The 14,979-nt window shown below is 42.5% G+C and carries 13 protein-coding genes; 10 read left to right on the top strand and 3 right to left on the bottom strand.

The features are described 5' to 3' along the window. Window positions 1-191: 191 nt before the first annotated feature. From B2575_RS05800 to B2575_RS05775, 6 genes are all read left to right on the top strand, one after another. Window positions 192-1,652: an imelysin family protein gene (locus B2575_RS05800; protein ID WP_201582019.1), complete on the top strand. Its 1,461-nt coding sequence runs from the start codon at window positions 192-194 to the stop codon at window positions 1,650-1,652. 295 nt (window positions 1,653-1,947) lie between these two features. Continuing rightward, window positions 1,948-3,627, top strand: a complete 1,680-nt coding sequence (locus B2575_RS05795) for a di-heme oxidoredictase family protein (protein WP_296240531.1) — start codon at window positions 1,948-1,950, stop codon at window positions 3,625-3,627. A 151-nt stretch (window positions 3,628-3,778) separates the two neighbouring features. Next, complete coding sequence (locus B2575_RS05790; RefSeq protein WP_296240530.1) at window positions 3,779-4,927, top strand: imelysin family protein; 1,149 nt, start codon at window positions 3,779-3,781, stop codon at window positions 4,925-4,927. Then, window positions 4,917-6,473, top strand: coding sequence for a DUF1513 domain-containing protein (locus B2575_RS05785; RefSeq protein WP_296240529.1), 1,557 nt, complete (start codon window positions 4,917-4,919; stop codon window positions 6,471-6,473). Before B2575_RS05790 ends, B2575_RS05785 begins: the two co-directional genes overlap by 11 nt. Window positions 6,474-6,475: 2 nt before the next feature. Then, a complete protein-coding gene (locus tag B2575_RS05780; protein ID WP_193009014.1) occupies window positions 6,476-7,144 on the top strand; it encodes a M48 family metallopeptidase in 669 nt (222 codons plus the stop codon). A 154-nt stretch (window positions 7,145-7,298) separates the two neighbouring features. Then, the gene (locus tag B2575_RS05775) at window positions 7,299-7,904 is read left to right on the top strand and encodes a methyltransferase domain-containing protein (protein WP_296240527.1); all 606 of its coding nucleotides are present in this window, start codon (window positions 7,299-7,301) and stop codon (window positions 7,902-7,904) included. Here the strand turns inward: B2575_RS05775 and B2575_RS05770 are convergent. Continuing rightward, window positions 7,882-8,565, bottom strand: a complete 684-nt coding sequence (locus B2575_RS05770) for a hypothetical protein (RefSeq protein WP_296240526.1) — start codon at window positions 8,563-8,565, stop codon at window positions 7,882-7,884. The genes B2575_RS05775 and B2575_RS05770 overlap by 23 nt on opposite strands. 45 nt (window positions 8,566-8,610) lie before the next feature. Next, window positions 8,611-9,519 carry a hydrogen peroxide-inducible genes activator gene (locus B2575_RS05765; RefSeq protein WP_109591797.1) on the bottom strand — a complete coding sequence of 303 codons (909 nt, stop codon included), beginning with the start codon at window positions 9,517-9,519 and terminating at the stop codon, window positions 8,611-8,613. Window positions 9,520-9,867: 348 nt separating this feature from the next. Here B2575_RS05765 and ahpC point away from each other — a divergent pair, with 348 nt between their 5' ends. Beyond that, window positions 9,868-10,434 (top strand): alkyl hydroperoxide reductase subunit C, encoded by a 567-nt coding sequence (gene ahpC, locus B2575_RS05760; protein ID WP_045453533.1) that lies wholly within the window; start codon window positions 9,868-9,870, stop codon window positions 10,432-10,434. A 173-nt stretch (window positions 10,435-10,607) separates the two neighbouring features. Here ahpC and B2575_RS05755 read toward each other — a convergent pair whose 3' ends face one another. Beyond that, window positions 10,608-10,856: a YdcH family protein gene (locus tag B2575_RS05755; protein ID WP_045444089.1), complete on the bottom strand. Its 249-nt coding sequence runs from the start codon at window positions 10,854-10,856 to the stop codon at window positions 10,608-10,610. Window positions 10,857-11,358: 502 nt separating this feature from the next. Here B2575_RS05755 and ahpF point away from each other — a divergent pair. From ahpF to B2575_RS05740, 3 genes are all read left to right on the top strand, one after another. Further along, a complete protein-coding gene (ahpF, locus tag B2575_RS05750; protein WP_296240525.1) occupies window positions 11,359-12,936 on the top strand; it encodes an alkyl hydroperoxide reductase subunit F in 1,578 nt (525 codons plus the stop codon). A 247-nt stretch (window positions 12,937-13,183) separates the two neighbouring features. Further along, a complete protein-coding gene (locus B2575_RS05745) occupies window positions 13,184-13,921 on the top strand; it encodes a hypothetical protein (RefSeq protein ID WP_296240523.1) in 738 nt (245 codons plus the stop codon). A 77-nt stretch (window positions 13,922-13,998) separates the two neighbouring features. Further along, complete coding sequence (locus B2575_RS05740; RefSeq protein WP_296240522.1) at window positions 13,999-14,820, top strand: hypothetical protein; 822 nt, start codon at window positions 13,999-14,001, stop codon at window positions 14,818-14,820. Window positions 14,821-14,979 lie beyond the last annotated feature (159 nt).

Genomic DNA, 14,979 nt, shown 5'->3' with positions numbered 1-14,979 from the left:
TTCATTTGAGGCTGTTCTAAATGGACCAAAAATAGCTAAATTTTGTCTAATAGTATCAAATTCTGGTCAATATCTTGATATTATGGGCGCTGTTTTTCTCATTTTTATCAGCATTATTTAAAATGAGGATATGCCCTAATGCTCTTTATTCAAAGCCCATTTTTCTTTTGCGATACTTTTTGAGGATATGTATGACGATTACCACAGTAACGAGCCGTAAGATTTTACCAACTACTTTAGCTGCTGCGCTTGCAGGGTTGTTAATGGTGTCGGGTTGTACCAAGCAAGCCAAGGAAGACACGGACTCTACCGCCGATACGCAAACAGCGGTGCAAGACACAACCGCTGCAGGTACGACGAAACTATCAGCGGTTGATCAAGCTTATACCGATAGACTTATGATCAGCTATGCCAACATGGCGCATGCTGCTTATAAAGATTCGCTAGATACTGCTAAAGCCCTGCAAACAGCAGTAGAGACATATGTGACAACACCAACCCAAGCAAACCTTGATGCGGCAAAAGCGGCGTATAAAGCCGCGCGCCAGCCGTATTCGCAAACTGAGATTTTCCGTTTTGATGAAGGCTTTGTGACAGCCAATGATAAACGAGCACTCGGTAGTATCGATGGTTGGGAAGGGCAGGTAAATGCTTGGCCACTTGATGAGGCGCTGATTGATTACGTTAGTGATGGCTATGAAGGTGAATACAATAGCCAGGACAATATCATCAATAGCGATAGCATTACGGTCGGTAGTATCAAACAAGATACCAGTACTATCACTCCTGAGCTGTTAGCAGAAATGAATGAGATTGGTGGCAGTGAAGCCAATGTGACGACCGGCTATCATGCGATTGAGTTTATGCTGTGGGGACAAGATACCAACGGTGTTGGCGAAGGTGCAGGCAATCGTCCAGTGACTGATTATGTAACTGAAGCGGGTCAATGTACCAGCGGTGAGACGGTCAATGAAGATGCTGGTATATGTGAGCGTCGTGGCGCGTTCTTAAAAGCAGCGACTCAATTATTGGTTGATGATTTGACTGCAATGGAAGCTGAGTGGCAGCCTGAGAGTGAGAATACCTTACGTAGCGACCTGATGGCTCGCAAATACGATAATGGTCTACGCCAAATCATGTATCAGATGGGCAGCTTAGCATTGGGTGAGCTTGCTTCTGAGCGTATACAGGTTGCGTTTGTAACGGGCTCTACCGAAGATGAGCACGAATGCTTCAGTGATTTGACCCATCTAAGCTATGCCAACAATGCCCGTGGTATCCAAAATGTCTTTAACGGCAACTATAAGACAGTCGCTGGTAAGAGCGTTGGTGGTTATGGTGTTAAAAACTACCTCGTCGATACCAACAACAAAGAAGCGGCTGATAAATTGGCGACTGACTTTGCTAAGGTAGAAGCCGCCTTTAATGTGATCGTTGAAAAAGGTGAAAAAGAAGGTATCAAAGTTGATCAAATGATTGCCACCGCTGGTCAAGTAAGTAAACAAGGTATTTCAGCTGAAGAGCAAAATACCCGTCGTAGCTGGATTGAAAATAGTATCACTAGCTTACAAGAGCTGACAGCTGGTATCGAAAATGCGGCAAAAGCGGTCGGTATTGACAATTTAGATGCTGACGCAGGTTCGCAGTTTTAATTGCTCACTAATCTACTGGCTTCACAGCAAGCATAGCAGTGATTGATATAGTATTGACCGACATAGCATTGATCGATAATGCCTGACAAGTCGTTATCAGCTAATGAGAATTATTTTCATGGAAAAATAATTTAGGTATAATACACACGTTGTCGACTACCGTTGGCAGCGTGTTTTTTTTACCATATTAAAATAGCCTGATAGGTCAGTACATCGCTGTACCTCATCGACTAGAAGTGAAACACTTTATAGCATGCGATTTTAATGGTTCTAGATTAGAACTAAGGTACTCTTTATGAACACCACGATGAACACCACAAATATTGTAAAAGCCAAAACCCCTACCTCTTTTTATGCGTCTTTTGTCAGCAAAACCACCCTGTTAAAGCCAACGCTTGGTATTCTATGCGTGCTATCTCTTAGTGCTTGTCAGCCGACGAACAGTGTGTCTGATGATATTTCTGAAAACGAAAAATCTGCCATTAATAATGCTGACAACCCAACGCTAACACCTGAACGCTTCCAAACCATCGAAACGCTCGCTGGCGTACCAATGCAGCAATTAGCAAGCTTTGATCCGCAAGAGGTCAAGCAAGGTGGTGATACAGGAATCAGTATTAGCAGCGCTGAGAGTTACTCTAAACCTTCATCAAACTTGACGGCATCACGAAAAGGGCATTTCTTTATTGGTAATGCGTTCTTTCGGCAGCCGTGGGTGATTGCCCCTGCCAGCACCGACAGCCGCGATGGTCTGGGCGCATTGTTCAATGTTGCTGCCTGTCAGTCGTGCCATGTCAAGGACGGTCGCGGTCATGCACCTATGACTAGTGATGACGATGCTGATAGCTTGCTTATTCGCCTTGCGATGCCAGCGACCACCGATGAGCAGCGTCAGCAACTGCAAAACTCACTTATCGAAAAAGTCGTTCATCCTATGTATGGTGGTCAGCTACAAGATCGAGGTATCCAAGGTGTGCCTGCTGAAGCCAGAATTGCGGTGCAGTGGACAGACAAGCCCATTACTTTTGCAGATGGTCATATCGAAACATTGCGTGCGCCCACCTTTAATTTAACCAAACCGGGTTATGGGGCATTTGATAATGATTTGATGGTGTCGCCGCGAGTGGCTTTACCGATGATTGGGCTTGGATTACTTGAGCAAATACCGGATGAAGCGATTAAAAAACAAGCGGTTGATAATAAAAACAGTACGAATGGTGATATCAGTGGCAAGTTCAATTGGGTAATGGATCCACAGACTGGCAAGCATGCCCTTGGCCGCTTTGGCTGGAAAGCTGGGCAAACCAAGCTGATTACTCAAAACCAAAGTGCTTTTAATGAAGACATGGGTTTGACCTCAAATATACGTCCTCATGAATCCTGTATGCCGACACAGACGGCTTGTATGAATGCGACGACTGGGGCTGATGAGCAAGGCAATGGCAAGCCGCCTGTTGAAGTCAATGATGAAGTGGCTAATTTTGTGGAGTTTTATACGCGCAATTTGGCAGTACCGCATCGGCGTGATGCTGACGATACGCTAGTGCTAGCGGGCAAAAAACGCTTTTATGATATGGGTTGTCAAAGTTGCCATACACCAAGATATCAGTTGCCAAAAACCGACGATGACCATCTTGAGCAGCATGGACAAGTGATTTATCCTTATACGGATTTGCTATTACATGACATGGGTGATGATCTTGCCGATCGCACGATTGCTGGGAAATTACCCGCAAAAAATATCCAAGTTGAGTTTTTAGCTAATTCTTATGAATGGCGTACGCCTGCTTTATGGGGCATTGGTCTGGCGCAAACGGTCGATCCACAAGCGACATTTTTGCATGATGGTCGCGCCCGTACGTTAATGGAAGCGGTGCTATGGCACGGCGGTGAAGCCCAAAAGCAACAGCAAAAAGTACTCAAACTCGACAAACAAGGTCGTTCTGAATTGAATGCGTTCTTACAGTCATTATAGAGATAATGTCATTTATCTATGCTAAATGACTGAGCAATAACTGAGAAAATAAGTAAGTGTTGATAAGGTTATCCGCCCAATCAGAGACTAGAGACTAGAGCTTGTAAAGATTAGAATTTAAACCATTATTGATAATAATATTGAGAAATTTATGAAAATAAACCATGCTTTAGCGATGGCCTTATCGGCCTTAAGCGCAGGCTTGCTGATCAGCTGCGTCAAACCGGCTGATGACAATAAAGCGCCAGAAGTAGATAGCCAAAAAGTTGCGCAAAACAGTGCGGCATCTACAAGCGCAGCAGAAAAAGATAGTAGTGGAGATAAAATTACCGCTGTCGATATTAGTGCCGAGACTGAAAAGACCTATTTGACCCATGTGGCAAATGACATTGTCATTCCAGCCTATGCGGATGCCGCAAAACAAAGTGATTTATTGCATGATTTGGCACAAAAGCATTGTCAGCAAGCACCAGTCAGCGGTGATGAGCTGCAAGCACTGCGCGATCAATGGCTAGTGCTCGCACAAGCATGGGCAGGCGCTGAGATGATTAACTTTGGTCCAGCGACCGCCAGCATGAGTAATTTATATATCAATTACTATCCTGATGAGCGCGGTCTGGTACACAGTGGCGTTGCCGATCTAATCGCTGCCAATCCTAAGCTCACCGCCGAGCAATTGGCTAACGAGAGTGCCATCGTGCAAGGGGTGCCAGGATTAGAAGAAGCGTTATATGCCAATGACAGTCTGGATGCTGCTCAATGTGCTTATGTGATTAGTGCAAGCAGTGCTTTGAGCACGCGCCTAAAAGATATTGAGAAAAACTGGCAGCAAAATGCCACTAATCTATTAGCCATTGATAAAACGGCTGACAGCGATCAAGGATTGAATCAATGGTTTAATTCTTTACTCTCGTTGGTTGAGACCATGAAGTCTAATGCCATCGATCAACCGTTAGGCTTAACAGGAAAGGCAAAAGGTCATTTGCCAGCCGCTACCGCAGAGCAAAGCCGTGCCATTATCAATGCTAAATTGGCGACATTGAATGAAGTAATGACGGATCCCGTTTTGACCGCTATTTTGGGCAGCAATAATGAAAATGAAGTAGCGGATAATTTATCAACCGCACTTGCTGATGCCACCACATTATTAGCGCAAATGCCAGAAGACTTAGGGACCGCCGATAAAGCCACTCAACAAGAGCTGTATGATCACCTCACGACTATTACACGTCTTATTAAGCGCCAATTGATTCCGGCGCTGGGTATCCGTGTGGGCTTTAACAGTACTGATGGCGATTAAAAAAATGCACTCTATCGATACTAAGACAGCAAATAAATCACAGCCGCAGCCAGAAGATAAGCATTCTAATAATGAGCTGCTGGCAACATCAGCATTGACGATGCTTTCTACTATAATGGGTACCGTAGCGTTTGTCGGTATTCATCATCGTTATCGCAAGCAGCGTCAGCCTGATGCCCGCTTGCAAGATTATGTCGTAGGCATACGTTCGCAGTTGCAGTCGTTAACCTCTACACCGATACCCCAGCTAGCACGGTTTAGTTACGCTTGTCAGCAAGCCGCTACTGCATGGCAACACGCTTACCATTTATCGCTAGATGATCGGCAAAATACCAACCATCATAGTGTCGCTGACTTTAGCGCGGCACATACCACCACCGTATTGACGCGACCCATTTGTTGGGTTAGCGGCGTGGCGTCTATGCCAAAAAATAGCGCCTTAGCAAATGATGATCAGCGTGCTGACAATGATTTTGGTGTGGTCGGTATTGATGCTGATCGACAAATCGTTTGGCAAACGACCATGCCTGAACGTGTCCATGATATTGTCGTTCAGCCTGTGCTTAGTGATCAAGATAGTACGATGAAGAATCATAGCAGTCGTGACGTCGTGGTGATGGGGCGCCGTCCGAGCGAAAAATTCTGGGTGCTTGATACTGCGACAGGACAAGTAAAATTCGCTATTAACGCTGCAAACAACCGTCATTTTTATGGACACGCTTGTTATAGCTTAGATGGTAAGTTGCTGTATGTGACCGAGAATGACACCATAAGTTTGCATGGTAAAATCGGTATCTACGATGCTTACGATAATTATAAGAAAATAGCAGAGTATGACTCGCATGGTATCGGACCGCACGAGCTGGTTATGCATCCTGATGGCGAGACGTTAGTGATCGCTAACGGCGGTATCAAAACCGAGCAAGCGTCGCGTGAAGAGCTAAATCTAGACAGCATGTGTCCTTCATTGGTTTACGTTAATCGTCATACTGGTGCTTTACTTGAGCAGATTATGCCTGAGCACAATCAAATGAGCGTGCGTCACCTAGCCATGCATGGCAATGGAACGGTGATGATAGGCATTCAATTTCAAGGCGAAAAGCATATCAATGTGCCGTTAGTATTGACCCATAAGCGCGGTGATACGGATTTTAAACCCCTTATTATGCCCAATGATCAATGGCAGCGCTTTCATCAGTATATCGCCAGTGTAGCGGTCGATAGTGCGCGTAACCTACTATGCGTGACCACACCAATTGGCGGTTGTGCAGCGATTTACGATTTAAATACTCGTACATTGATTGATGATGTTAGCCTGCCAGATTGTGCAGGGGCAGCAGTATTGTCTAATAATAATACTGAAAAAGCAGAAGATAATAATGAGCAATCAGGTTTTATCGTTAGTGATGGTCAAGGTCAATTGACCAGATTAACGGTCAATGATTTATCTATATCAAACTCAGACATCGTCACTACAAATCAAGCTATCGTTAAAGACAGTCAATGCCATATGATGTCCTTTGATAATCATCTGCAAGCGCTCTGAGCATGAATGTACCGCCAGCATATCAGTCTATTTTATTAGACAGCGCTAAACATTGTTTGGCGCAAGCAGGTATTGAGCTACATATCAGCAAAAAGCGGGTCAAAAATATCAATTTCCGCTTAAAGCCACATCAATTACTGGTATCTGTACCACTATTTATTAGCCCAGCCGAAGCTGCGCAGGCTGTGATGAAACGCGTGTCATGGGCGATAGCAAACCATCCGCAAGTATTAGAGCAGTATAAACGGCAACAACTTGCTTTAGCGCAAGCTTTAACTGCTGATAGTACTTTGCTATTGTGGGGTAAAGAGCAACCGTTCACTTTAAACCATGATGAAAAACTTGCCTATTATCGGCAACATCTTTCTGAAGTGATACCTGCATTATTTGCAAAGTGGCAACCGATTGTCGGTGCGACAGCCAATGAGATACGCCTTAAAAAAATGCATACGCGTTGGGGCAGTTGTAATACGCGTGCGCGCCGAATTTGGTTGTCTGTGTATCTGCCTGCTTATCCTATTGCGTGCACCGAATACGTCATCGTCCATGAGCTGTGTCATTTACATCATGCCAATCATAGCCGTGCCTTTTGGCAAACGGTCGCAACCGCAATGCCAGATTATCAGCATTGGCACAATATGCTGGCAGGGAAGACTGGAAAATTAGATTAAACGATTTCTCTAAATAATATCCATAATCGTAAGGCTTGTCCTCATTTTTATCACCATCTTTAAAATGAGACACGCTCTAATAAGCCTGATATGATAAGAAATAACGATACAAATCGTGTCGTTTAAATAATAAGTTTGTCTACAGGGATGTCATATGGAAAACGTCAATCAAGCGGAATTTTGGCAGCAGCGTTATGAGCAAGACAGTATCGGTTGGGATATGGGACAGGTATCGCCACCGCTCAAAGCTTATATTGACCAACTGCCCGAATCTGCCAAAGAGCAAGCGATTCTGGTGCCGGGTGCGGGCAATGCTTACGAAGTAGGTTATTTACATGAGCAAGGATTTACCAATGTCACCTTGGTTGATTTTGCCCCAGCGCCGATTGCAGCGTTTGCTGAGCGTTATCCTAACTTTCCAGTTGAGCATTTAATCTGTGCCGACTTTTTTGAGTTATCGCCTGAGCAGTATCAGTTTGATTGGGTGCTTGAGCAGACGTTTTTTTGTGCGATAAATCCATCACGCCGTGACGAGTATGTGCAGCAGATGGCAGCGTTACTGAAACCGAATGGTAAGCTGATTGGTTTGCTCTTTGATAAAGACTTTGGACGAGAAGAACCACCGTTTGGCGGCACAAAAGCTGAATATCAGCGGCGTTTTGAGCAGCGTTTTGATATTGAAATCATGGAGCCAAGCTATAATTCGCATCCTGCACGGCAGGGCAGTGAGTTGTTTATTAAGATGCGTGTAAAAGCGTAATTTCGTGCTCAATATTTTTTCGCACCTGTTTTTCTAACCGTGCATAGTAATAATCTGTCAGATAAAGCGTTGGATGTGCCAGTAATTCTTTTAATACTGCCATGCGTCCGACGCGATAATCGCCATCTGAGACATGCGTATACTCTTGGCGTACAGCGTGAGCATAGTGTTCATACTCCGACCAAGATGACCCTAAAACACTTAAGTCCATATCTAGGAAATAAGCGGCATCGCTGTATTTTTCTCTCTCTTTAGCCTCGTTTGACCATTTGTCAATTTGATGACTAGCCGTCATCATAATCAGCGCATAGATATGTTGGCATTGCTCCGCACTTAAATAACCAGTTAATGACTCTACTGCATATTCTGCACTTTTAAGCTCATTATCTGAGCGCGTCGGTTCATATATCACATCATGATACGACAGTGCTAACGCAATGATATGCGGCTCATGCAAATTATCCTTAACCTGATCGAACTGCCCAAACAACTGCTGAATATGCTGCAAGCTATGATAAGCACGCTGCGGCTCGTTATAACGCATGGCTATATCCTGCCAAAGTATGCTCACTTGCTCTGGCGTGATATGGCTACTCATAGCGGATAAATGCCACGTGAAAATCGTACCAAGCTCAGTATTTAGTTGCGACAAATCGTCCATCGTTAACCTTCATTTGATAACTGCTGGCAATTTACAACCAACAGATTATTCTTTATTAGCGGTATCTTCAAAGGCTTGCTTAAACACTTTACCCAATAAGTTGACGTCATCGACACGGGCATAGTTCAAACGAGTGACAAAAGCAATATGACGATGCGGTCCTTTCTCAGCGAGTGGTATCGCGACGGCATTTTGGTTCTGCAGATGTAGCTGGTCGAGCGCCATCTCTGGCACCAATGTCGTCCCCATATTGGCAAGTGCCATCTGTATAAGGGTGTTTAGACTGGCGTCTGAAAAGCTTGATTTCATCTGTGCACGGTCAAAATGACAAACAGAAAGGGTTTGATCGGTCAAGCAATGCCCTTCGCCGAGCAGCATAAGATTGGCGGTAGCCAGCTCATCCGCGTTGATGGTTTCAAGCTTGGCATGCACATCATCTTTTGGGAATACGGCAAAGAAATCCTCGCTCCAAAACTCAAAGCTGTGCAAACCATCGACTGCATAAGGCAGCGCAATAATAGCCGTATCAATATGACCGTAACGCACTTGCTCTAGCAAGCGCTCCGTTTGTTGCTCAACGATGGTCATACGAAATTCTGGATAATTTGCTCGCAGGGCAGGCAATACTTTTGGCAGCAGATAAGGCGCAATCGTTGGAATGATACCGACAGTCATCGGATACGCCAGCGGCGATTGATGGCTATGGGCGCGTGTGGTCAAATCATTGACTTCAGAAAAAACTCGTTGCGCCCGTGTTAAAATGTCTTCACCAATAGGGGTAATCAATACTTGCTTATTATTACGCTCAAAAATCTGCGTATCCAGTTGCTTTTCTAACTCGGCAATACCCAAGCTCAGTGCCGATTGTGAGATATTACAGTCTTCAGCTGCACGTTTGAAGTGACGGTGTTTGGCCACTGCTAAAGCAAACTCAAGTTGACGTAAAGTAATCATAAAACCTCTCTATTAATGGGTTTTTAACGTGATATATTATGCTGATTCATTGGGTGTAACAATTCGATATCCAAACTCGATGTCATCTTAACGTAACCTAACGGCTGTATAGTGACTGACGCATGCTCTATAGTGGCTTACGCATAATGCACTGATGATAAAAAGTAGAGAGAATAGTTTAACAAGTTTAATAAAACAAAACATCACATTAAAAACTTTTAACTAGATTAACGATAGAATTCGCGTATAGTTTGTCAGGTAGCCCAAAGCAGTAAAGGCTTAATAGAAACAATCATACCAAGAAATTTTAATCAACTTAACTATCAATCAACTATAAAGGAGCCAATCATGGCGTCTATTATCAATCAAGAAATCCCAGAATTTTCAGCTGATGCGTACGTTAATGGTGAATTCAAAACCATCACTTCAGAAGATGTAAAAGGCAACTGGGCAATCTTTTTATTCTACCCAGCTGACTTTACCTTTGTTTGCCCAACTGAGCTTGAAGACATGGCGGCTCATTATGACGAGCTTAAAGGTTTGGGCGTAGAAGTATACTCAGTGTCTACGGATACTCATTTCACGCATAAAGCATGGCATGATTCTTCAGAAGCGATCGGTAAAGTACAATACCCAATGATCGGTGATCCTACTGGCCGTATCACTCGTGGCTTTAACGTCATGATCGAAGAAGCAGGTTTGGCTGAACGCGGTACATTCCTAGTTGATCCAGACGGCTTGATTCAAGTTGCTGAGATTCATGCTGGTGGTATTGGCCGTAGTGCAAAAGACATGCTACGTAAAGTGAAAGCAGCTCAATATGTTCGTGAAAACGATGGCGAAGTTTGCCCAGCAGCTTGGGAAGCTGGTCAAGAAACATTAAAACCAAGTCTTGATCTTGTTGGTAAAATCTAACTATTGATTTAACGAACTTGCTCAATACTTTAGATATTTGTAGTGCTGTATATCCTACTTTGAGTTAAATCAGCATTATAAATGAAGACCCCATCAGCATAAGTTGATGGGGTCTTTTTATGTCATTTATCAATAAGTGTTTTTATTCATGCATCGTGATAATAAGTGAAGCGCTAAGCATGAGATTGTAGTTTATTTTTATCAATTATCTTATAAATCTCATCTTTTAAATGCAGTTTTCGTCGTTTCATCAGTTCAATTTCTTCATCGCGACTGGTGTGTGTCACCAAGTTTTTATCCAACTGATTAATCTGCTGATCTAGCTGGGTATGCTCATCAAAGATCGTCGCAAAATGACTGTCTTTTAGCTTAAGCTCAGCAATAATGTCTTTGTTATCTTGCCATGTATCAGTCTTTCTCATGTTGTCATCCTTGTTATGAAGCGCAAGTTTGCAGTAAGCATCCGCGCATGGTCGTAAGATTGTTTTGATGAATTGCTATGATTTTGAGACTTGATTTTATTAAGCCAAAACACTATTTAGCTCAATATGGATAAGACCTAATAGTAGCAGAAAGCTTCTTTGATAAACTTGCATAAAAGACAATCTGCAACGAGGGAAATAAGAGTTTTTCCTATTAACCTCATTTGATTGTAGCGAAAAAACAGCCTTGTTACCACGAGAATAATTTAGATGTGTATTGAAATTTAATTTAAAATAATAATTAATGATTGGTTTTATAAAACATAAGGTTTGAGTTTCTCAGCTTGCCGAAACCCTCAGAACCTATGATAATAGAGACATCAAAGGGCATAAATTCATGGCCTATAATATTTTAGATAAAATTATTAATACCAAATAGTCTATATGTGAACGAGCAACATGACAGTTGCCGTTACATATCCAGTAATGATGAGGAACAAACATGATAGATAAAAGTTTATTAGATGCCATCAAAAGTTATAGCGAAAAAATGACTCGTCCAATTACCTTCGTATTGGGTAGTGGCGAACATAGTAAACGTGCTGAGTTGATTGATTTTTTGACTAAAATCGCTGGCACCACAGATAAAATCAATTTTGATGCAACAGCAACTGATGATAGCTTACCAAGTCCAATTAGCTTTAAAGTGGTCAGTCATGTCGATGGTGCATTGACTGATACGGGTATTGTTTTTAGTGGTATCCCCGGTGGTCATGAGTTTACTTCGCTGATTTTGGCTATTTTGCAAGCCGGTGGTCATACACTAAAATTGGATGAAAGTATTCAAAAGCTGATTAAGCGTTTTAATAAGCCACTACAGTTCCAAACTTACGTGTCGCTATCTTGCCACAGTTGCCCAGAAGTGGTACAAGCGCTCAACCAGTTTGCACTATTGAACGATGGCATTAGCAACGAGATGATTGATGGTGCTCTATTCCAAGAGCAGGTTGATGCTAATAACATCCAAGGTGTACCAGCGGTATTCTTAAATGGTAAACCGTTTGCCAATGGTCTCATCGATACGGCCAAATTGATTGGAAAGTTGCAAGAGCAATTTCCTGACTTGTTAGAAGAAGCTGATGACGATGCTGAGCAGTTAGAGCAGCAAGATGTGACGATTATTGGTGCAGGTCCAGCTGGCGTTGCCGCTGCAATTTATACCGCTCGTAAAGGCTTAAAAGTGACGATGGTTGCTGATCGTATCGGCGGACAGGTGAAAGACACGCAGGATATCGAAAACTTGATTTCTGTGCCTTTAACGACTGGTACTGAGCTGTCAGCGAACTTTGAAAAGCATTTGCGCGAATACGATATTACTTTAAAAGAGCACGTCAGCGTCAAAGAAATCAGTGAGACAGAAGATGAAAACTATCGCATTCATCTAAACACGGGTGAGACGTTTGAGACACGCAGTATTATCTTAGCGACGGGTGCTCAGTGGCGTAAGCTTGGTGTCCCGGGTGAAGAAGAAAACATCGGTAAAGGCGTGGCTTTCTGTGCGCACTGTGATGGCCCATTCTTTAAGGGTAAAGACATTGCTGTCGTCGGTGGTGGTAACTCTGGTATCGAAGCGGCATTAGATCTTGCTGGTATCGTGAAGCATGTGACCGTGCTTGAGTTCGCGGATGATTTAAAAGCGGATCAGGTATTGATTAACAAAGCCAAAGAGAAAGCCAATATCGAATTTATCACTGGCGCAGCGACGCAAGAAATTAAAGCGACTGATGGTAAAGTGACTTCGATCGTTTATCAAGATCGCAGCACAGGTGATACTCATGAGCGTGACTTGGCAGGGGTGTTTGTACAGATCGGCTTAGTACCGAACTCTGCGTTTGTCAAAGGCTTTGTCGATTTAAATCGCTTTGGTGAGATTGAGATTGATGAGCGCTGCCGTACGGATCGTAAAGGTATTTTTGCTTGTGGTGACGTCACGACTGTGCCGTTTAAGCAAATCAACATTGCGATGGGCGAAGGTTCAAAAGCCGCATTATCGGCGTTTGAATATTTAGTTATGCAGTAAGTTTGAAATTAGTTTGAATTTGAAAAGCCACCTCTTTTGAGGTGGTTTTTTTTGTGGGTGCTGATATACCGCTTGTTAAATTATATAAGTTGACGTATGTTCGTTAATATTTTTTATGAGAACTTAGTAGTGAAAAATAAATATGTAAGCAACAAAAATGATCATTGGGTTAAATGTCTGGTTTTTATATCGTTTATATTTAGTGTAACCAATGCTTATGCAGGGCAAACCGTCAATGAGATTCTGAATGAATACTATCCCATCTATAATGAGACAAAGCAGTGTCGAGGTATTATGGCTAATGATGGCTAATGATGGCTCATCAGATGGCGAAGGCACACTTTATCAAAACGGTTACTGTATTAAAATTGATAGACAATTGAAGGTAGAAACTAGACAAGGCACAAGATTGTATGTATCGGTAACTGGCGACATAGGTTTTAATGAAGACGGTAGCCAAGCTTATGGGGCACACGTCTTTTCTGGTCTAGTAGGCATGTTTGTTCTAAAGCCACGAGGTTCAGGCTGGGAAGTAGAATCTGCCAATCCAGCGATGAATGCAGGTGCTTCTGGTAAAGGTCTAAAAGACTGGAAGCTGATACAAGTTGCCCCTGATAAGTGGGGATTTATTAATATTCATAGTGACTCGCATTGGGTTCATTCAGGGTCAGCTTTTATTTTACTTACTCCAGACAAGAGTAATATTAGAAGAAGCTGGGTAGAAGCCAAGTATGAACATTCTAATGGAGGATCTGGTTCAGCAGGAGGTTGTAGCAATCCTGATGCCAGTACTTGTACACTTTTAAAGGCTAAGCTAGGCGTTGATAAGAAGACGATAATTAATGGTTTTTATCCATTAGAGATTACGCTAAACGGTTTTGAAGATGATAAGGTATATAAAAATCAAGTCTATCTTATTAAGTATCAGCCCCGATTAGGGTATCAAGTACCTAATGATTATCCAATGAAAGATGTCAGCTTTTGATTCATATTCATAACTATATTCGTGTTTCATAAAAATGAACGATAAAAATTTTGAGAGCTTCAAAGGAAGTATTTAAGATGTTCAAATCTAATTTAGGATTACTCAGCTTAAGAAAAGTAGCGTTCCTTATTACAGTCACATTAATATGCGGTACAGCCTCTGCTGCTGATAGTGTGATGGATATCCTCAAGCCGTACTATCCGCTTTATAATGAAGCATTAGGGTGTCATGGTGCGATTGCCCCTTCTGGTTCCGTCAATGGTTTAACTAGAGAGCCTTATATGACGGGCTATTGCATCGATATTGATAGGCAAAAGGTCATAGAGACGGATAAAGGTAAACGCTTATATATATTAATTACAGGTGATGTTAGCTTTGATGAAGATGGTGAAGAAGTTTTACGTGGTCATGCCGATAGTGGTTTAGTCGGTATGTTTGTTTTAAAGCCTAAGGGTGAAGGCTGGCAAGTTGAGTCGGCCAATCCTACTATGAATGCAGGCAGTAATGGTCTTGGTTTAGGTGGTTGGGATTTAGAACAGTTTGCGACAAATACGTGGGGCTTTATAAATGAGCATGGTGATACGCACCAAGGTTATTACAGTGATAGTCTTGTCATATTGACACCTAGTGGCAGCGGTATTACACAGAGTTGGATAGGTATTAATTTTAATAACGAAAATGCGGGGAAATGCGAAGACGATATGTCAGAGTGTGATGATGTCAAAGCTACTTTTACTGTTGATAGCAGTAGGGTAGTCAATGGGTTTTATCCTTTAGAACTAACCATCAATGGGCGGACAAAAGGTAAGGTATATACTGATTTTGTTTATCGTATTCATTATCAAAAAGACAAAGGTTATATAGAGCCTAATGATTATCCTTTAAAAGATAACTACTAAGCTCGTTTCCAATGATTAACTTTTAATCGAGAACATCCCAGATTCTGTGTAACTGCCATTTAGATTAAATGCTTACTGATACGGTCATCAGACATAATCATAAAACGATTCAAAGCAGACGTCCAGTTACGAATGGGCATCGACCACTTTTTGGATGCC

The organism is Psychrobacter sp. UBA6739, assembly GCF_002453835.1.
Classification (GTDB): domain Bacteria; phylum Pseudomonadota; class Gammaproteobacteria; order Pseudomonadales; family Moraxellaceae; genus Psychrobacter; species Psychrobacter immobilis_A.
Note: the sequence above shows the minus strand (reverse complement) of the source record. Positions and strands in the feature narration are given on the sequence as shown.